Raw genomic sequence first — 16,967 nt, 5'->3', positions numbered from 1 at the left:
CGAGCAGCTACCGAAACGCGCTGACTCCCGTCAGCGCTTCTCCGATCACGAGTTGATGCACCTCGGAGGTGCCCTCGTAGGTCAACACCGACTCCAAATTGTTGGCGTGCCGAATCACCGGGTACTCCAGCGTTATCCCGTTGGCGCCCAACAGAGTTCGGCACTGGCGGGCGATTTCGATCGCTTCTCGGACGTTGTTGAGTTTGCCGACGCTGATCTGCTCCGGCCGGATCTTGCCCGCGTCTTTGAGAGCTCCCAGATGCAGCGCAAGCAGCTGCGCCTTGGCCAGTTCCACCGCCATGTCGGCGAGCTTGGCCTGCGTCAGCTGATAAGCGGACAGCGGCTTGTCGAACACCTCACGGGTTTTCACGTAATCAAGTGTCGCCTGCAGGCAATCCCGGGCCGCACCGACCGCGCCGAACACAATCCCGAACCTGGCTTCCGACAGGCACGCCAACGGTCCCGACAATCCCCGCGCCTCAGGCAGTTTCGCGTCTGCGGGCAACCGTAGATCGTCGAACGCCAACTCCGAGGTGACTGAGGCCCGCAGGGACAACTTGTGTGTCATCGTGCGCGCCGAAAAACCCGGGGTGTCCGTCGGAACGACGAAGCCCGCGATGCCTTCCTCGGTCCTCGCCCAGACGATCGCAACATCTGCGACGGTGCCGTTGGTGATCCACATCTTCGAGCCGTTGAGAATCCAATCGCCGCCGTCGCGCCGGGCGGTCGTGCGCATTCCCGCCGGATTCGACCCGAAGTCGGGTTCGGTCAGACCGAAGCAACCGATCACGTCACCGGTGGCCATCGCCGGCAACCACCGCTGGCGCTGCTCTTCGGAGCCGTGGCGGTAGATCGCGAACATCGCCAGCGACCCCTGCACCGACACCAGGCTGCGCAGCCCGCTGTCGACCGCTTCCAATTCCTGGCACACCAGCCCGTAAGCGGTGGCGCTCGAACCGCCGCAGCCGTAGCCCTTCAGGTGCATGCCGAGCAGTCCCAGCTTGCCGAAGTCGGCGGCCAACTCACGCACCGGAACCTCGCCGGCTTCGAACCAGTCCGCGATGTGTGGGCGCAAGCGCTCCTCGCCGAATCGGCGGACGGTGTTGCGCAACTCGATGTCCTCCGGCGACAGCAGCGAGTCGACGTCGAGGAGGTCGTCAATCCTGGCGGTACTCATGCCCCATGTGTACACCGCCGACACCGCACAGCGGCCAAGCGCACCCCCGAGCGCACGCGGACGTAGGCCCGTGAGATGGCGCCGGGGGGATGGCCGTCTGCTACGGACTAGATATCGATGACGACTTTGCCGTGCACATGCCGGCTGGCTTGAAGCTCGACCGCGGCGCGGATCCGCTCCATGGGGAAGGTGGCCGCGATGGGCACTCGAACCTGACCCGCTGCGACAAGACGAGCAATCTCCTCGACTGCGCCGGGAGCGGCGTTGGCGCCGGTGGCCCACGTAATGCCGTCGACCTGTGCGGCGATGGTGGCGATCCGCTCGTCGGGCACACCGAGTTCCCGGGCCGCCTGAACTGTCTCGGTTCCATACAGGTCGATAGCGGCGGTGAGGCCGGCGGGAGCCAGGGCGCGGACCCGCTCAACCAGGCCGTCACCGTAGGCGACGGGCTCGGCCCCGAGGGCGCGTAGGGCGTCGGCCGACGAGGGCGATCCAGTCCCAATCACTCGCGCGCCCGCGATCCGCGCGAGCTGGACGACGAACACACCGACTCCGCCTCCCGCGCCGCCGATGAGTAGCGTGTCGCCCGGGCCGGGATTGACCACGTCGAGAGCGGCGGCGGCCGTGGACCCCGCGATGGCGAGGGTGGCGGCGGTGCGGTCGTCGAGGCCGTCGGGAGTGTGGTGGGCATCGCCGCCTGCCGAGACGGTTCCGCCGACATCGATGACCACGTAGTCAGCAACCGCGCGGGAGAGGGCGCCGCCGAACACCCGGTCACCGACCGCGAAGCCGGTTACACCCTCGCCGACCTGGTCAACGACGCCAGCGTAGTCAGTGCCGAATCCGCACGGCAGGCTCAGGCCGAATCGGGCGGCGGTGTCTGCATCAGAGGTAATGATCCAGTCCATGGGATTCAGTCCGGCGTTCTTGACTCGCACGCGGATTTGCCCTGCGCCGGCGTTCGGTGTTGGCGCTTGGCGGAGGGTCAGCACCTCGGGGCCGCCGAACGAGTCGAGGCGGACTACGCGGCCGGTGGACACCGGCGTGTCGACGCGTTGTTCCTGAATGCTCACTGGTCTCTCCTTCGAATGGGATGAGTGCAGCGAAAGTGGACTATGCTCCGGTTGTAGAAGTGACCTTACCACAAAACGGAGCGCGATCCACTTTGGACGACTCGGAGGATCGTCGGCCGCGAGCGGACGCGGCGCGCAACCGCGCCCAACTTCTCGAGGCGGCGACGCGCGTGTTCGCGTCCGCGGACATCGAGCCGTCGATGCGCGCAATCGCGCGCGAAGCCGGGGTCGGCATCGCCACCCTCTACCGGCACTTTCCGACCCGCGAATCGTTGGTCGACGCGGTTTATCGCGATCAGGTCGCGCGACTCACTACGGGCGCGCGTGATCTGCTCGCGCAGCTTCCCCCGCCGGCGGCGCTGCGGCGCTGGATGGACCTGTTCGGTGACTGGATCGCGACGAAGAACGGCATGCTCGACACGCTGGTCGCGATGGTCGAAGCCGGCGAGATCACCCACGCCCAAACCCGGACCCAATTGCTCGCGGCCATCGACGACATCCTCGAAGCCGGTCGCGCGACGGGCCAACTCCGTGCCGATGTCAGCGCCGAGGACATCGCCGCGGGCCTCATCGGGATCTTCACCATGGCGAAGCCGCCCGACCACGACGCCCGGGCGAGCCGCCTGTTGGACATCTTCATGGACGGCCTCCGCTCCACATCTTCCGCCGACCCGCTGTAGTTCCGTCCCGAGGAGATGACCGGGCCTCACTTCAGAGAGCCGCACCCCGGGCAGGCGAACGCTGGGCAGCTGGGATCCGACGAACAAGACGAACAAGTCGTGTCATGAACTGCTTCTATCGGGGCCAGCGGGTCCCCATAGGCTTGTGGCTCATGAGCGAACAGCGCAAAGGCCTGTCCACGCGGCTGATCCACGCCGGCTACCGGCCCGATCCGGCGACCGGCGCCGTCAACACCCCGATCTATGCCAGCTCGACGTTCGCCCAGGACGGTGTCGGCGGCCTGCGCGGCGGCTTCGAATACTCACGCACCGGCAACCCCACCCGCGCCGCGCTGGAAACCGCGCTGGCCGCAGTCGAGGAGGCAACGTTCGGCCGAGCCTTCAGTTCCGGCATGGCGGCGACCGACTGTGCACTGCGGGCGATGCTGCGTCCCGGCGATCACGTCGTGATCCCCAACGACGCGTACGGCGGAACATTCCGGCTCATCGACAAGGTGTTCACGCTGTGGGGTTTGACGTACACCGCGGTGCCGCAGTCCGATCTGGACGCAGTGCGCGACGCAATCACCGGCGCGACGAAGCTGATTCTCGTCGAGACGCCGACGAATCCGCTGATGTCGATTGCCGACATCGCCGCAATTGCCGAACTGGCCCATGCGCACTCGGCAAAGGTGTTGGTGGACAACACTTTCGCCTCACCGGCGTTGCAGCGTCCGCTGACGTTGGGCGCTGACGTGGTCCTGCATTCCACCACCAAGTACATCGGCGGGCACTCCGACGTGGTGGGCGGTGCGCTGCTGACCAACGACGAGGAACTCGACACGGCATTCGGCTTCTTGCAAAACGGCGCCGGGGCGATCCCCGGCCCTTTCGACGCATACCTGACCCTTCGGGGTCTCAAAACGCTCGTGGTCCGGATGCAGCGGCACACCGAAAACGCCACCCACGTCGCCGAATTCCTCGCCGACCATCCCGCGGTCACCCAGACGCTCTACCCGGGGCTGCCAGGCCATCCCGGCCACGACGTCGCCGCGCGCCAGATGAGCGGATTCGGCGGCATGCTGTCTGTGCGGCTGCGCGGCGGTCGCCAAGCGGCACTTGAATTATGCTCTCGCACAGAGGTTTTCATTCTTGCGGAGTCGCTCGGCGGGGTGGAGTCGCTCATCGAGCACCCCGGCGCGATGACCCATGCCTCGGCAGCCGGGTCGCTGCTCGAAGTGCCCGACGACCTGGTCCGGCTGTCTGTCGGTATCGAAGACGTGGCGGATCTGATCGGCGATCTCGAGCAGGCGCTAGGTTAACGCGGGTCGCAGCGCCGACGCCGTCACCGCGAGGTTCACCTGGGGCAGGCCCGGCGCACCCGATTCGTCGACCCAGCATCCGGCGGCGATGTCGCCGGCACGGGCCTGCACCCAGCGCCAGCCTCGGTCGTTCAGGCTCAGCAGGGCGCCCAGGCCGTCCGTGACGTGCAACAGCGAGATGATCGCCGCAGTCGCCGGAGTGGGGGCGCGCATGTCGAACAGCACGGAAAGCAGCTGCGCCCGGGCGTGGTCGACACGGGACCGATCAGCAATCGGCCACAGCCGAGAACCGTTGCGCTGCAGGTAAATCGGCCGAACATAGCCGCGGCCTTGCAGTGTGGTCAACAATGCCGGCTCGACGCCGCGGCGCAGCTTGGCCACCGCGGTCTGCGGTGTCAGCGGCCGGCGCTGCAGCCGCTGCGCCGCCGGATCAAGGATCGGGTCGCCCAGCTCCGGCCCCGCGAGCAGCAACAGCCTTCCCGGCGGGATCGGTTCGCCGTCGACCGACGGGCGGATCCTGCACGCGTACGCCAGATCCAGCAGCACCGCAGCGGCCAGCAGCTTCTCGCGGCGCTCTCGTGCCAGCGCCGGCCGATTGGTCGCGTTGTCGAGCAGCAGCAGTAGAAGGTCTTCGGCGATGTGCGCCATGGGCGGGAACTCTAACCGCCCCGGGATCCCTTACTCGTGGTACGGCTCGGCGCTGAGCAGCTCTACTGTGGCCGTCTTTCCACTCGGCAGCTGATAGCTGCATTTCTCGCCGACCTTTTTGTCGATCAGCGCGGCGCCCAGCGGCGAGTTCGGCGAATACACCTCGAGCTTTCCGTCGGTGATGCCCTCCTGGCGGGTGCCGATGAGGAACTCCTCTTCGTCGCCGTCGTCATAGCGCACTTTGACCACCGAGCCCGGCAGCGCCACGCCTGACTGCTTGGGTGCCTCACCGACCTTGGCGTTGCTCAGCAACTCCTGCAGCTGACGAATGCGCGCCTCCTGCTGGCCCTGCTCCTCACGCGCGGCGTGATATCCGCCGTTCTCACGCAGGTCGCCCTCTTCGCGCCGATCGTTGATCTCGGCGGCGATGACCGGGCGGTTGGCGATCAACTGGTCGAGTTCGGCCTTGAGGCGGTCATACGCCTCCTGGGTCAACCAGGTCACCTGGGTATCGGTCATCTTGTCGCGCTCCTTGCTCCTCGTGCCGCGAATGCTCGCGACAGCGGTTCACCGCCTCACTGCCGGGAGCATGCGGACACCCCGCGTGTATTGCCGTTTTGGCGGACTCGTAATCAGCGCAAATGCAGCAATACACGGTCCCAGCAGGAACCGTGTATTCATCGAGGGTACCACCGCGGCGTCACCGGGAATTCAGCGTTCGGCAATATTCGGGCCGACGCTCACGGCGCCACCAAATAGCCGGGGACGTCGTAGCCGCAGCCGTACACGTCGCCCATCACCGGTGGCCGGCTGGTCTTGACCACGGTGGTCACCTGCACCGCAGCTGATGTCGACGGCGGCACCAGGACCTCGCGCCGGCCCGTCTCGCTGCCGTCTTTGGATTTGGCGCGCACGATGCAGACGGCCGGTCGCGACGGGTCGTCGCGGGTGAGGTTGACGGTCACCTCCACGGTCTGGTCGTCGATCAGCCGGTACCCGGCAAGCGTGCCCTCGATGTCGCTGCGGCCGAGCCGGTGGTAACCGACCAGCGCGACCGTGACACCTATCGCGAGGACCGCCAGAGTCAGGCCGACGACGATCCAGCGGCGGGCGCGCCGTGGGGTTCGCCCGTACCGGGTGGACGGACGCTCGGTCATGTTTGGGTGCCCATCGGTCGAGGGGAGACAGTAGGACTGGAACTATAGGAACCGTCAAGACAGCGAAGGACCAGGGTAGAGCAGACGTGAGTGGATTTCGGTTGATGGCCGTGCATGCGCACCCGGACGACGAGTCCAGCAAGGGCGCGGCCACGACGGCGCGCTATGCCGCGGAAGGCAACCGCGTGCTGGTGGTCACGCTGACCGGCGGCGAGCGCGGCAGCATCCTCAACCCCGCGATGGATCTACCCGAGGTCAAGGCGCGAATGGCCGAGATCCGGCGCGACGAGATGGCCAAGGCCGCCGAGATCCTCGGCGTCGAACACCGTTGGCTCGGCTTCGTCGACTCCGGGCTGCCCGAAGGCGACCCGCCGCCGCCGCTGCCGGAAGGCTGTTTTGCGCTCGTCCCGCTCGAGGAGCCCACGGAGGCGCTGGTGCGCGTCATCCGCGAGTTCAAGCCGCACGTGATGACCACCTACGACGAGAACGGCGGCTATCCGCACCCGGATCACATTCGCTGCCACCAGGTTTCCGTCGCGGCGTTCGAAGCCGCGGGTGATCCGGACCGGTTTCCCGACGCCGGCGAGCCGTGGGAAGTGAAGAAGCTCTACTACAACCACGGGTTTCTGCGCAAGCGGATGCAATTGCTTCAAGACGAATTCGCCAAGCACGGTCAGAAGGGTCCGTTCGAAAAGTGGCTCAAGCATTGGGATCCCGAGCACGACGTGTTCGCCCACCGCGTCACCACGCGCATTGAATGCTCTGAGTACTTCAGTCAGCGTGACGACGCGTTGCGGGCCCATGCCACCCAGATCGACCCCAACGGCGACTTCTTCGCCGCGCCCATCGAATGGCAGCAACGGCTCTGGCCGACAGAGGAATTCGAGCTCGCTCGATCCAGGGTGCCGGTGGAATTGCCGGAGACCGACCTGTTCGCCGGAATCGAGCCCGAAGCATGACCGGCATGGCGGCCGCGGCGCTGGTGCTGCTCGCCGACGACGCACCGCGCAACACCGGTCCGGATTTCGGCAAGGCGAGCCCGGTCGGCCTGCTGATCGTCGTGCTGTTGTTGATCGGCACATTCGCCTTGATCTGGTCGATGAACCGGCATTTGAAGAAGCTTCCGTCGCGATTTGACGGCGAAGAGACCAAAGCCCGAGAAGCCGACGCCGACGCCGACAGCGCCGACAGTGAGGACTCGCGCCGTGAACCCGGCGGCTAACACTCTCGGCCAGGCCACGAGCCCGTATCTGCGTCAGCACGCCGACAATCCGGTGCACTGGCAGCAGTGGACGCCGGACGCGCTCGCCGAAGCCGCCGAACGCGACGTGCCGATCCTCCTGTCGATCGGTTATGCCGCCTGTCACTGGTGCCACGTGATGGCGCACGAGTCGTTCGAGGACGACGAGGTGGCGGCCGTGATGAACGCCAACTTCGTCTGCGTGAAGGTCGACCGGGAGGAGCGCCCCGACCTCGACGCGGTGTACATGAACGCTACGGTGGCGCTGACGGGGCAGGGCGGCTGGCCGATGACGTGCTTCCTGACTCCCGACGGCCGGCCGTTCTTCTGCGGCACCTACTACCCGAAACCTCAGTTCCTGCAATTGCTTTCGGCGGTGACCAACACCTGGCGCACGCGCCGCGACGACGTCGAGCAGGCCGGTGACCAGATTGCCGTCGAATTGCGCCGCATGTCGTCGGGACTACCGAGCGGCGGACCGGACGTCACGCCGGCGCTGTGCGACGGCGCGGTGCAAGCGATCTTGGCCGACGAGGACGTGGCGCGCGGCGGGTTCGGCGGTGCGCCCAAGTTCCCGCCGTCGGCGCTGCTGGAAGCGCTGCTTCGGACCTACGAACGCACGGGCGGCCCTGCGCCGCTGGCCGCAGTGCAGCGCACGGCGACCGCGATGGCCCGCGGCGGCATCTACGACCAGCTGGCTGGCGGCTTCGCCCGCTACAGCGTCGACGCGTCGTGGGTGGTGCCGCACTTCGAGAAGATGCTGTACGACAACGCGCTGTTGTTGCGGGCCTACGCGCATTGGGCGCGACGCACCGGTGACGCGCTTGCCCGCCGGGTCGCAGCCGAGACCGCGCAGTTCCTCCTCGACGCGCTCGAGACCGGCGGGATGTTCGCGTCGTCGTTGGACGCCGACGCCGCGGGCCGGGAGGGCTCCACCTATGTCTGGACGCCAGCCGAGTTGCGCGACGTTTTGGGTAGCGACGACGGAGCCTGGGCGGCAAAGGTTTTCGCGGTCACGCCGGAGGGCACGTTCGAGCACGGCAGCTCGGTGCTGCAACTCCCGGAGGATCCCGACGACGACGACCGGTTCGCCCGCGTGCGTGCCGCACTGCTGGCCGCGCGGCAGCGCCGCGTGCAGCCCGACCGCGACGACAAGGTGGTCACCGCCTGGAACGGCATGGCGATCACCGCGCTGGCCGAAGCGGGTGTCGCGCTGCGTCGCCCCGAGCTGATCGACGCAGCCGCGCGGTGCGCGGATGCACTGCTGATCCTGCATCTGGTCAACGGACGACTGCGGCGTGCGAGCCTCGGCGGCGTGGTGGGGGACAGCCCCGCGATCTTGGAGGACTACGGAGCGCTGGCCACCGGTCTTCTGAATCTGCACCAGATCACCGGCGAAGCGTCGTGGCTGATGGCCGCCACCGACCTGCTCGACACCGCGCTGGCGCAATACGCCGACCCGGACAGCGCCGGCCGGTGGTTCGACACCGCAGCCGACGCCGAGCAACTGGTGGCCCGGCCCTCGGATCCGGCCGACGGCGCCACCCCCTCCGGCGCGTCGCTGATCACCGAGGCGCTGCTGACCGCCGGCTATCTTGCGCCTGATGGCGACCGGTACCGGCAGGCCGCCGAGCAGACACTGGCCGCACACGCTCTGCTGATCGAGCGGGCACCCCGCGCAGCCGGGCACTGGCTGGCCGTCGCCGAAGCGGCAGTCCGTGGGCCGCTGCAGATCGCGGTGGCATGCGAGTCTTCGTCGTCGCAGCTGCTGGCACGGGCTCGCGTGCTGGCACCCGGCGGCGCGATCGTCGTCGGCGGTCCCCCCGATTCGTCGGAACTACTCGCGGGCCGTGGCCGCGTCGACGGGGCCGATGCCGCCTACGTGTGCCGCGGGCCGGTCTGCGACGTGCCGGTCACTAGTGCCGAGCAGCTGGCGTCGGCGCTGGGCGCGCCCGTGTAGCCTGCGGCTCATGCCGAGTGACCCCGCCGCGACTGTGAACCGCTATCTCGACGTACTCGCCAAGGGCAGCGCCGACGACGTCGTCGCACTCTATGCGCAGGACGCCACGATCGAGGACCCGGTCGGCTCTGAGCTGCGCCGCGGGCACGCAGCCATTCGCGAGTTCTACGCTGCGATCGAGAAGCTGGGCAAGCAAACCGAATTGGTGGCGCTGAAAGTCGGCCCAAACGAGGCGGCGTTCCTGTGGCGGCTGACCGTCGATATGGGCGACAACCGGACCCGCGTCGAGCCGATCAGCGTGATGACGTTCGACGACGACTCCAAGATCACGTCGATGCGGGCGTTCTGGTCGTCGGACGACCTCGCCCTCCTCTAGTCGCGTCGACTACTTCCCCCGAGGGTGCGTGTCTGCCCACCGACACGCCGCCGGACGCGTACCGCAGCGCACGCTCGCGCCGATCGGCAGTGCGTCAGAAGACCGCGAACCACATCGCGACGTAGTGGCAGATCGCCGCCACCGCGGTGCACGCATGGAAGAACTCGTGATGGCCGAATGTGGTGGGCCACGGATCGGGCCACTTCAACCCGTACAGCACGCCGCCGACGCTGTACAGCGCACCGCCGACCGCCAGCAGCACCGTCGCCGCCACCCCGGCGCCTTCCGTGATCGGCCCGATGAACCACACCGCCACCCAGCCGAGCACCAGATACAGCGGCACGCCGACCCATCGGGGCGCCGACGGCCACAACATCTTGAGCGCCACCCCGGCCAGCGCGCCACCCCAGACGATCCAGAACAACACCATCCCGCTGCGCTGCGGCAGTGCGAGCAGCGCAAACGGCGTGTAGCTGCCCGCGATGAACACGAAGATCATCGAGTGGTCGGCGCGCTTCATCCACTTGCGCGCGGTCGCGGACGTCCAGTTGACGCGGTGATAGGCGCCGCTGACCGCGAACATTGCGACGATCGTGAACGTGTAGATCAGCGTGGCCAGCCCGGCACGCGTCGATTCGACCGCCCACGACACCGACACCAGCGCGGCGCCCGCGATCAATGCGACCGCCGCGGCGTACACGTGAATCCACCCGCGCGCCCGCGGCTTGTTGAGGAACTGGGCGACCCCGTCGACGACGGCTTCGGGGAAGTCCTCCGCGTCAGGCCCCCGCGGGGTCGACGAGGTGCGGGTGTCTCGCGTGGTTTCGAGGGCCATGTCACCTCCAGCGTCGTTCTTCGCGCGAGCGCTCATCGGCTCTTGTGTTCTCCTCGCGCGAGCGCTCATCGGTTGCTTGTTGCTCTTCGCGCGAGCGCTCATCGGCCACAGTTCACGACAGAATCTTCACCTCGTCACAGTAGTCTGGCTTCCCGTGGAGATCATTCCGCCGCGCCTCAAGGATCCGCTCTACCGGCTCTACGAGATGCGTCTGCGGCAGGGGCTCGAACGCTCGAAATCCGAGCTCCCCCGCCACATTGCGGTTCTCTGCGACGGCAACCGGCGCTGGGCCCGTGAGCTTGGTTACAACGACGTCAGCTACGGCTATCGCGTGGGCGCGGCGAAGATCGCCGAGATGCTGCGCTGGTGCGCCGACGCCGGCATCGAGATGGCCACGGTGTATCTGCTGTCGACCGAGAACTTGCAGCGCGATCGCGACGAACTCAACGCGCTGATCGAAATCATCACCGACGTCGTCGAGGAGATCTGCGCGCCGGCGTACCGCTGGAGCGTCCAGACCGTCGGCGACCTCGAGCTGATCGGAGAAGAGCCGGCCCGACGGCTGCGCGAAGCCGTCGAGTCCACGACGACGGCGCCTGCCGGAACCTTCCACGTCAACGTCGCGGTCGCCTACGGCGGCCGCCAGGAGATCGCCGACGCCGTGCGCGCACTGCTGTCCAAAGAGCTCGCCAACGGCGCAACGCCCGAGCAGATGATCGAGGCCGTGACCGTCGACGCGATCTCGGAAAACCTCTACACCTCCGGCCAGCCCGACCCCGACCTCGTCATCCGCACCAGCGGAGAACAGCGCCTGTCCGGTTTTCTGCTGTGGCAGAGCGCGTATTCCGAGATGTGGTTCACCGAGGCCTATTGGCCGGCGTTCCGGCGGGTCGACTTTCTGCGCGCGCTGCGCGACTACAGCGCTCGGCACCGCCGATACGGCATGTAGAGCCTTCTGCTCTTCGCGCACGCGGCTCACCGCGTGGGAGACTTTGAGCCATGGCTGCCCTGTCGGCGCTGGTGTTCACGCTGAGTTGCTGGCTGGGCCTCTACCTGCTGGCCCGCGACCCGCGTAAGCCGGTTCTGGTCCTCGCCGCGCTCGGGCTGACGAGTTTCGCAGCTGTGGTGGCGCTCGACGCGGTTCGGGTCGTCAGCACGGCGCACGCCGAGACGCTGAGCCGCGTCGAGATCTACCTCGTCGCGGTGCCCGCCGTCGCGTGGTTCGCGGTCCTTGTGGAGTTGTCACGGCCGTGCGACAGCTGGCGCAGCCGCGCTAGGGAGATCCTGCTGATTGCGGTCGTGGCCACCGGTGTGCTGGCGGCCGCGGTGATGGCCGGCAGCGTCGACGGGCCCCTGCGCGCCGGCCACTGGCTGATGTTCGCCGTGATCTCGGTGTCGACGCTCGGCGCGATGCTGGTCGCGGTCCTGCGCCGGAGGCAACCGGGCCCGGTCGCGGGTTTCGTGATCGTCGCGACGCTGTTCTTCGCGCTCGGCAACGCGATCCTGATCATCCCGCTGGGGTTGGTGCCCAGCTGGCTGGCCCTGGCGTCGACGGGGTTCGACGTGGCGCTGCTGGGAGTGGCGGTCGCGCTGTGGGACGCGTTCGACGAAGGCCAGGCGCTGCGCGCGGACATGCTGCGGTCGTTCGCAGCGACGGTCGTGGTCGCCACACTGTTCGGCGGGCAGGCGCTGATCGGGGTGGCCGTCGTCGCCGACGGCTCCGGCCGGACCGCGCTGACAGCGCTGCTGTTCACCAGCCTGGCCGTCGCGATCGGAATTCACGTATTCGCCGACCCGCTCGCCGGGCTTCTGGACCGGCTGGCGTTCTGGCGCTCACCGACCCTGCGGGCCGACCGGGCCACGCTTCGCAGCACCGAGGCCGCGCTGCCGTTGCGCAAGGCCAGCCCACTCGACGACCTCGACGACGAGACGTTCGTGCGCTTGACCCGCCGCGCACTCGGCCACTACGGCGACCTGTCCAAGCTCGTGGCCAGCCCGCTGACCGCGCTGCCGGAGATCGACGAGCGGCTGGCCCGTCGCGGCGCGCCCGACCAGCCGCTGGAACGGGCCAACGAATTGAAGGCCCTGCTCGCCGACAGCATCGCTCGGCTCAAGCCCCGCGACGGCGGCGACTTCGGCACCACCGACGAATGGCGGTACTACAACGCGCTGTATTTCCCCTACGTCGTGGGGGTGCGGGCCTACGCGCAGAACGCCACCGCCGCCGGGCTGGATCCGGTAGCGCGGCGGGCGTGGCAGTGGTTCGTCACCGAGGTACCGCAGCGGTCGCTGCACAACTGGCAGAACGCGGCGGCGCGGCTGATCGCGGCCGACCTGCGTGGCCGCATCCCGGTCGGCCAGAACAGTCAAGCACCTCAACCCGTGCGGTGACCGCGCTGCCCTTCCTGGTCGAGGTAGTCCTGGGCGAGCTTGCCGACGTGGGCGGGCAGCTGTCCCGCCGCGACGTCGGCGAGGCTGGTCTGCTCGAGCACCGAACGCATGCTGGCTCGCAATGCGCGCCACACGTCCGTCAATGCGGTGGTGGCGCCGGAATAGGGCAGATCTCCCAGCCCGGTGTCGTGCACGCTGGCCAGCGGGCCATCGATCGAGCGCAGCACGTCGGCGACGCTGATCTCCGCCGCCGGGCGCGCGAGCTCGTAGCCGCCGTCGCGGCCGCGGCGGCTTCGGACCAAGCGGTCAGTGCGAAGGTCGGACAGGATGTCGACCAGAAATTGCGCGGGAATGCCCTGAGCGTGCGCTAACTCGTCGGTCTTGAGCAGCACGCCTTCGTCGACGGTCGCCAACTCGACCATGGCCCGCACTGCGTACTCCGCCTTGGCCGACATCCGCATACGCCGATTGTCTCAGCTGACCGCGGCCAGCACAGCGTCGGCCAACTCGGGTCGACAGACCACGATGTCGGGCAGCAACGGATCGGGCCGGTTGTACTCGAGCGCAGAGCCGTCGATGCGCGACGCGTGCAGGCCGGCCGCGCGCGCCACCGCAACCGGGGCGGCGTTGTCCCACTCGTATTGGCCGCCGGCGTGGACGTACACGTCCGCGACGCCTTGCGCGATCGACGCCACCTTGGCGCCGGCCGAACCCATTTCGACCAGCGTGCCGCCGAGACGGTCCCGCACGTCGAGCGCGATCGCAGGCGGGCGGGTGCGCGACACCACGATTCGCGGAGCCGACGGAGCGGGCGGCGGCGTGGGCACGTGCGGTGTGGCAAGCGTAATCCCTTGCGCGGGAAGAGCAACCGCTCCGGCCACCAGGTCGCCCGAGTGCCACAGCGCCACGTGCACCGCCCAGTCGGTGCGGCCCAATTCGGAGAACTCGCGGGTGCCGTCCAACGGGTCGACAATCCACACACGGTCCGCCGACAACCGCGCGGGTTCGTCGACACCCTCTTCCGACAGCACCGCATCGCCGGGCCGCTCGGCAGCCAGCGCTGCCATCAAGAAGTCGTGAGATCGCTTGTCTCCAGCGGCTTTTCGCTCAGCGACGGACGCGTCGGCGAACTCTTCGCGCACGGCAAGCAGCAGTCGGCCGGCCTCGGTGGCCAACCGAGCCGCCACGTCATGGTCCGTCATTGCTGCGACTCGACCAGCGCGATGATCTCCTGCGCCAACTCGTCGAGGGTGCGATCGGGCGTCAGGCGCAGATCCGGGTTCTTCGGCGGCTGGTACGGGCTGTCGATACCGGTGAAGTGGGTGATTTCGCCGGCGCGCGCTTTGGCGTAGAGGCCCTTGGGATCTCGTCTTTCGCACTCGGCCAGCGGGGTATCGCAGAACACTTCGTAGAACGGTACACCGGCTTCCTCGTGGATGCGGCGGGCCATCGCCCGGTGCTCGGCCAGCGGGCTGATCGCCGGCACCAGCACCACCTGTCCGCAGTCGGCGAGCAGCGTCGCGACGTGCGCGAGCCGGCGCAGGTTCTCGGCACGGTCGGCCATCGAGAACCCGAGATCGGCGTTCAGGCCGTGGCGCAGGTTGTCGCCGTCGAGCACGTAGGCGGGGCGTCCCGATTCCAGCAACCGGCGCTCGGCCAGCATGGCCGCCGAGGACTTGCCTGAGCCGGACAACCCGGTGAACCACACCGTGACTCCTCGTGACAACCGATCTGCCGCTGTCACAAGGGATTTGTGCCTGACAGTGTTCGGGCTCGACGCGCGCACGGCGGCATCACGGGCCGACATGTCGCGCAGCACCATACCGGCGGCCACGGTGCCGTTGGTGGCCTGGTCGATGAGGATGAACGATCCGGTGCTCGAGTTGCGCGTGTACTCGTCGAGCATCAGTGGAACCTGAGTGCGAACCGTGATCCGACCGAGTTCGTTGAGCTGCAACGCCGTTGCCCTCTTGTCGCGGTGCAACGTGTTGACGTCGAGCCGGTAGTGCAGCGCGGTGACGATCGCGCGGGTGGTCCGGGTGGTCTGCTTGATGACGTACTCGCGGCCGGGTTCCAGCGCCGAGTCGTCGGCCATCCAGCACACGGTCGCGTCGAATTCCTGTGTCACCCGCGGCTGGTTGTTGGTGCGCGCGATCATGTCCCCGCGGGAGATGTCGATGTCGTCGGCGAGCGTGATAGACACCGCCATCGGCGGAAACGCTTCTGTCACAGGGCCGGTCGGCGAGTCGATCGCGGTGATGCGACTGGTCTTGCCACTCGGCAGCACCACCACGTCGTCGCCGACCTGCATCACGCCGCTGGCGACGGTGCCGGCATAGCTGCGGTGGTCGCGGTGCTCGAGGGTCTGCGGCCGGATCACGTACTGGACCGGAAACCTGACGTCGACGAGGTTGCGGTCGCCGGCGATGTACACCTCTTCCAGGTGCGACAGCAGCGAAGGCCCCTCGTACCACGGCGCCTTGTCCGACTTGCTGACGACGTTGTCGCCGTGCAGCGCCGACATCGGGATCGTCGTCACGTCGTGCACGTCGAGGCGCGCGGCGAACGTGTGGAACTCGTCGCGGATCTTCTCGAATCGCTCTCGGTTCCAGTCGATCAGGTCCATCTTGTTGACGGCCAGCACGATGTGCTGCACGCCCAGCAGCGACGCCAGAAAAGCGTGCCGGCGTGACTGCTCGAGCAGCCCGTGCCGCGCATCGACGAGCACGATCACCAGCTGCGCCGTCGACGTGCCGGTGACCATGTTGCGGGTGTACTGGATGTGGCCCGGCGTGTCGGCGATGATGAACTTCCGCTTGGCTGTAGCGAAGTAGCGATACGCGACGTCGATCGTGATGCCCTGCTCGCGTTCTGAGCGCAGGCCGTCGGTCACCAGCGCGAGGTCGGTGTAGTCGTTGCCTCGCTCTTTGGACGTCCGCTCGACGGCCTCCAACTGGTCTTCCATCACGGCCTTGGAGTCGTACAGCAGCCGGCCGATCAGCGTGGACTTCCCGTCGTCGACTGACCCGGCGGTGGCGATGCGCAACAAAGTGGTCATCAGAAATACCCCTCCCGCTTGCGGTCCTCCATGCCGGCCTCGGAGATCCGGTCGTCGGCGCGGGTGGCGCCCCGCTCGGTCAGCCGCGCGACTGCGGTCTCGGCGATGATCTCGTCGACCGTCGCAGCGGTGGATTCCACGCAGCCGGTACAGGTCACGTCGCCGACGGTCCGGAACCGCACGCTGGTTTCGAAGACCTCTTCGTCGGGCCGGGGCTGCATGAAGCGGTGCACCGCAAGCAACATGCCGTCGCGGACGAACACCGGCCTGCGATGGGCGTAGTAGATCGAGGGCAGCGTGATGTCTTCGGCACCGATGTAGGACCAGATGTCGTATTCGGTCCAGTTCGACAGCGGGAACACCCGGATGTGCTCGCCCTTGCGGTGCCGGCCGTTGTAGAGGTTCCACAGTTCGGGCCGCTGGGCTTTCGGATCCCACTGTCCGAACTCGTCGCGGAAGGAGAACACCCGCTCCTTGGCGCGGGCCTTCTCCTCGTCGCGACGGGCGCCGCCGAAAGCCGCGTCGAACTTGTTCTCGCGGATCGCGCGCAGCAGCGTTACGGTCTGCAGCGGGTTGCGCGAGGGCCCGGTCTCGACCACGCGGCCGGCGTCGATGTCGTCTTGCACAGAGGCCACCACCAGCCGGATGCCGTGGGTGGCGACCAGTTGGTCGCGGGTGGCGATGACCTCGTCGAAGTTGTGCCCGGTGTCGACGTGCATCACCGGGAACGGCAGCCGTGCGGGCCGAAAAGCCTTGAGCGCCAAGTGAAGCATGACGATCGAGTCCTTGCCGCCGGAGAACAGCAGCACCGGCCGTTCGAACTCGGCAGCGACCTCGCGGATGATGTGGATCGCCTCGGCCTCCAGAGATCTCAGGTGGCTGAGCTCGTAGTGGCCTGCTTCGAGCAATGAAGCCATTGCGCCATCTCCCGGGTTAATCTGGTAAAGCTAGCCAAGTTAATAATTTATGGAACCAGACGGCGCGCGGCGCTGTCAATATCGCGACTTCTTGCGCGAACGTGAGCTCACTGCGACGACACGCCGGAGCGGTCCGCAACCAGCTCACACTCGG

18 protein-coding genes are annotated in these 16,967 nt (G+C 67.6%); 8 read left to right on the top strand and 10 right to left on the bottom strand.

What is annotated here, in order from left to right; translation table 11 throughout:
• Positions 1 to 7 precede the first annotated feature (7 nt).
• Both AC5Y4C_RS19775 and AC5Y4C_RS19770 read right to left on the bottom strand, forming a co-directional pair.
• Positions 8 to 1,177: an acyl-CoA dehydrogenase family protein gene (locus tag AC5Y4C_RS19775; RefSeq protein ID WP_499964699.1), complete on the bottom strand. Its 1,170-nt coding sequence runs from the start codon at positions 1,175 to 1,177 to the stop codon at positions 8 to 10.
• Between the two features lie 107 nt (positions 1,178 to 1,284).
• A complete protein-coding gene (locus AC5Y4C_RS19770; RefSeq protein WP_499964752.1) occupies positions 1,285 to 2,244 on the bottom strand; it encodes an NADP-dependent oxidoreductase in 960 nt (319 codons plus the stop codon).
• 98 nt (positions 2,245 to 2,342) lie between these two features.
• Here AC5Y4C_RS19770 and AC5Y4C_RS19765 point away from each other — a divergent pair, with 98 nt between their 5' ends.
• Both AC5Y4C_RS19765 and AC5Y4C_RS19760 read left to right on the top strand, forming a co-directional pair.
• Complete coding sequence (locus AC5Y4C_RS19765) at positions 2,343 to 2,930, top strand: TetR/AcrR family transcriptional regulator (protein WP_499964700.1); 588 nt, start codon at positions 2,343 to 2,345, stop codon at positions 2,928 to 2,930.
• 152 nt (positions 2,931 to 3,082) lie between these two features.
• Positions 3,083 to 4,231: a cystathionine gamma-synthase gene (locus AC5Y4C_RS19760; protein ID WP_499909483.1), complete on the top strand. Its 1,149-nt coding sequence runs from the start codon at positions 3,083 to 3,085 to the stop codon at positions 4,229 to 4,231.
• Here AC5Y4C_RS19760 and AC5Y4C_RS19755 read toward each other — a convergent pair.
• From AC5Y4C_RS19755 to AC5Y4C_RS19745, 3 genes are all read right to left on the bottom strand, one after another.
• Positions 4,223 to 4,879: a GOLPH3/VPS74 family protein gene (locus AC5Y4C_RS19755; protein WP_499964702.1), complete on the bottom strand. Its 657-nt coding sequence runs from the start codon at positions 4,877 to 4,879 to the stop codon at positions 4,223 to 4,225. The two genes, AC5Y4C_RS19760 and AC5Y4C_RS19755, sit on opposite strands and share 9 nt — an antisense overlap.
• Before the next feature lie 30 nt (positions 4,880 to 4,909).
• A complete protein-coding gene (gene greA, locus AC5Y4C_RS19750; RefSeq protein WP_499909487.1) occupies positions 4,910 to 5,398 on the bottom strand; it encodes a transcription elongation factor GreA in 489 nt (162 codons plus the stop codon).
• A 221-nt stretch (positions 5,399 to 5,619) separates the two neighbouring features.
• Positions 5,620 to 6,036, bottom strand: a complete 417-nt coding sequence (locus AC5Y4C_RS19745) for a DUF4307 domain-containing protein (protein WP_499964704.1) — start codon at positions 6,034 to 6,036, stop codon at positions 5,620 to 5,622.
• Between the two features lie 86 nt (positions 6,037 to 6,122).
• Here AC5Y4C_RS19745 and mca point away from each other — a divergent pair, with 86 nt between their 5' ends.
• From mca to AC5Y4C_RS19725, 4 genes are read left to right on the top strand one after another with little or no spacing between them, the layout of a single operon-like run.
• Positions 6,123 to 6,995 carry a mycothiol conjugate amidase Mca gene (mca, locus tag AC5Y4C_RS19740; RefSeq protein WP_499964706.1) on the top strand — a complete coding sequence of 291 codons (873 nt, stop codon included), beginning with the start codon at positions 6,123 to 6,125 and terminating at the stop codon, positions 6,993 to 6,995.
• Positions 6,992 to 7,258: a hypothetical protein gene (locus AC5Y4C_RS19735; protein WP_499964708.1), complete on the top strand. Its 267-nt coding sequence runs from the start codon at positions 6,992 to 6,994 to the stop codon at positions 7,256 to 7,258. The genes mca and AC5Y4C_RS19735 overlap by 4 nt, the downstream gene beginning before the upstream one ends.
• On the top strand, positions 7,242 to 9,236 hold the full coding sequence (locus tag AC5Y4C_RS19730; protein ID WP_499964710.1) for a thioredoxin domain-containing protein: 1,995 nt from the start codon (positions 7,242 to 7,244) through the stop codon (positions 9,234 to 9,236). The genes AC5Y4C_RS19735 and AC5Y4C_RS19730 overlap by 17 nt, the downstream gene beginning before the upstream one ends.
• A 10-nt stretch (positions 9,237 to 9,246) precedes the next feature.
• Entirely contained in the window at positions 9,247 to 9,612 is a 366-nt protein-coding gene (locus tag AC5Y4C_RS19725; RefSeq protein ID WP_499964711.1) for a nuclear transport factor 2 family protein, read from the top strand.
• Between the two features lie 94 nt (positions 9,613 to 9,706).
• On the opposite strand, the gene trhA is transcribed toward AC5Y4C_RS19725, so the two are convergent.
• Entirely contained in the window at positions 9,707 to 10,447 is a 741-nt protein-coding gene (gene trhA / locus AC5Y4C_RS19720) for a PAQR family membrane homeostasis protein TrhA (protein WP_499964754.1), read from the bottom strand.
• 154 nt (positions 10,448 to 10,601) lie between these two features.
• Here trhA and AC5Y4C_RS19715 point away from each other — a divergent pair, with 154 nt between their 5' ends.
• Positions 10,602 to 11,396 carry a (2Z,6E)-farnesyl diphosphate synthase gene (locus AC5Y4C_RS19715; RefSeq protein WP_499909499.1) on the top strand — a complete coding sequence of 265 codons (795 nt, stop codon included), beginning with the start codon at positions 10,602 to 10,604 and terminating at the stop codon, positions 11,394 to 11,396.
• A 50-nt stretch (positions 11,397 to 11,446) separates the two neighbouring features.
• Complete coding sequence (locus AC5Y4C_RS19710) at positions 11,447 to 12,838, top strand: hypothetical protein (RefSeq protein WP_499964712.1); 1,392 nt, start codon at positions 11,447 to 11,449, stop codon at positions 12,836 to 12,838.
• Here the strand turns inward: AC5Y4C_RS19710 and AC5Y4C_RS19705 are convergent.
• Genes AC5Y4C_RS19705 through cysD form a run of 4 tightly spaced genes read right to left on the bottom strand, consistent with a single transcriptional unit; the run spans position 12,823 to position 16,813 of the window.
• Positions 12,823 to 13,299, bottom strand: coding sequence for an Rrf2 family transcriptional regulator (locus AC5Y4C_RS19705; protein ID WP_499964714.1), 477 nt, complete (start codon positions 13,297 to 13,299; stop codon positions 12,823 to 12,825). The genes AC5Y4C_RS19710 and AC5Y4C_RS19705 overlap by 16 nt on opposite strands.
• Before the next feature lie 12 nt (positions 13,300 to 13,311).
• On the bottom strand, positions 13,312 to 14,040 hold the full coding sequence (locus tag AC5Y4C_RS19700) for a 3'(2'),5'-bisphosphate nucleotidase CysQ (RefSeq protein ID WP_499964716.1): 729 nt from the start codon (positions 14,038 to 14,040) through the stop codon (positions 13,312 to 13,314).
• The gene (gene cysC, locus AC5Y4C_RS19695) at positions 14,037 to 15,896 is read right to left on the bottom strand and encodes an adenylyl-sulfate kinase (RefSeq protein ID WP_500008519.1); all 1,860 of its coding nucleotides are present in this window, start codon (positions 15,894 to 15,896) and stop codon (positions 14,037 to 14,039) included. The genes AC5Y4C_RS19700 and cysC overlap by 4 nt, the downstream gene beginning before the upstream one ends.
• Entirely contained in the window at positions 15,896 to 16,813 is a 918-nt protein-coding gene (gene cysD, locus AC5Y4C_RS19690) for a sulfate adenylyltransferase subunit CysD (RefSeq protein WP_499909509.1), read from the bottom strand. Before cysD ends, cysC begins: the two co-directional genes overlap by 1 nt.
• Positions 16,814 to 16,967 lie beyond the last annotated feature (154 nt).

Source organism: Mycobacterium sp. NGS35, from assembly GCF_059812855.1.
Note: the sequence above shows the minus strand (reverse complement) of the source record. Positions and strands in the feature narration are given on the sequence as shown.

Excerpts from the sequence above, each read along its gene's own strand:
- AC5Y4C_RS19775 (WP_499964699.1), bottom strand. The coding sequence starts at position 1,177 with ATGAGTACCGCCAGGATTGACGACCTCCTCGACGTCGACTCGCTGCTG.
- AC5Y4C_RS19760 (WP_499909483.1), top strand. The coding sequence starts at position 3,083 with ATGAGCGAACAGCGCAAAGGCCTGTCCACGCGGCTGATCCACGCCGGC.
- AC5Y4C_RS19755 (WP_499964702.1), bottom strand. The coding sequence starts at position 4,879 with ATGGCGCACATCGCCGAAGACCTTCTACTGCTGCTGCTCGACAACGCG.
- greA (WP_499909487.1), bottom strand. The coding sequence starts at position 5,398 with ATGACCGATACCCAGGTGACCTGGTTGACCCAGGAGGCGTATGACCGC.
- AC5Y4C_RS19745 (WP_499964704.1), bottom strand. The coding sequence starts at position 6,036 with ATGACCGAGCGTCCGTCCACCCGGTACGGGCGAACCCCACGGCGCGCC.
- AC5Y4C_RS19735 (WP_499964708.1), top strand. The coding sequence starts at position 6,992 with ATGACCGGCATGGCGGCCGCGGCGCTGGTGCTGCTCGCCGACGACGCA.
- AC5Y4C_RS19725 (WP_499964711.1), top strand. The coding sequence starts at position 9,247 with ATGCCGAGTGACCCCGCCGCGACTGTGAACCGCTATCTCGACGTACTC.
- trhA (WP_499964754.1), bottom strand. The coding sequence starts at position 10,447 with ATGGCCCTCGAAACCACGCGAGACACCCGCACCTCGTCGACCCCGCGG.
- AC5Y4C_RS19710 (WP_499964712.1), top strand. The coding sequence starts at position 11,447 with ATGGCTGCCCTGTCGGCGCTGGTGTTCACGCTGAGTTGCTGGCTGGGC.
- AC5Y4C_RS19705 (WP_499964714.1), bottom strand. The coding sequence starts at position 13,299 with ATGCGGATGTCGGCCAAGGCGGAGTACGCAGTGCGGGCCATGGTCGAG.
- AC5Y4C_RS19700 (WP_499964716.1), bottom strand. The coding sequence starts at position 14,040 with ATGACGGACCATGACGTGGCGGCTCGGTTGGCCACCGAGGCCGGCCGA.
- cysC (WP_500008519.1), bottom strand. The coding sequence starts at position 15,896 with ATGACCACTTTGTTGCGCATCGCCACCGCCGGGTCAGTCGACGACGGG.
- cysD (WP_499909509.1), bottom strand. The coding sequence starts at position 16,813 with ATGGCTTCATTGCTCGAAGCAGGCCACTACGAGCTCAGCCACCTGAGA.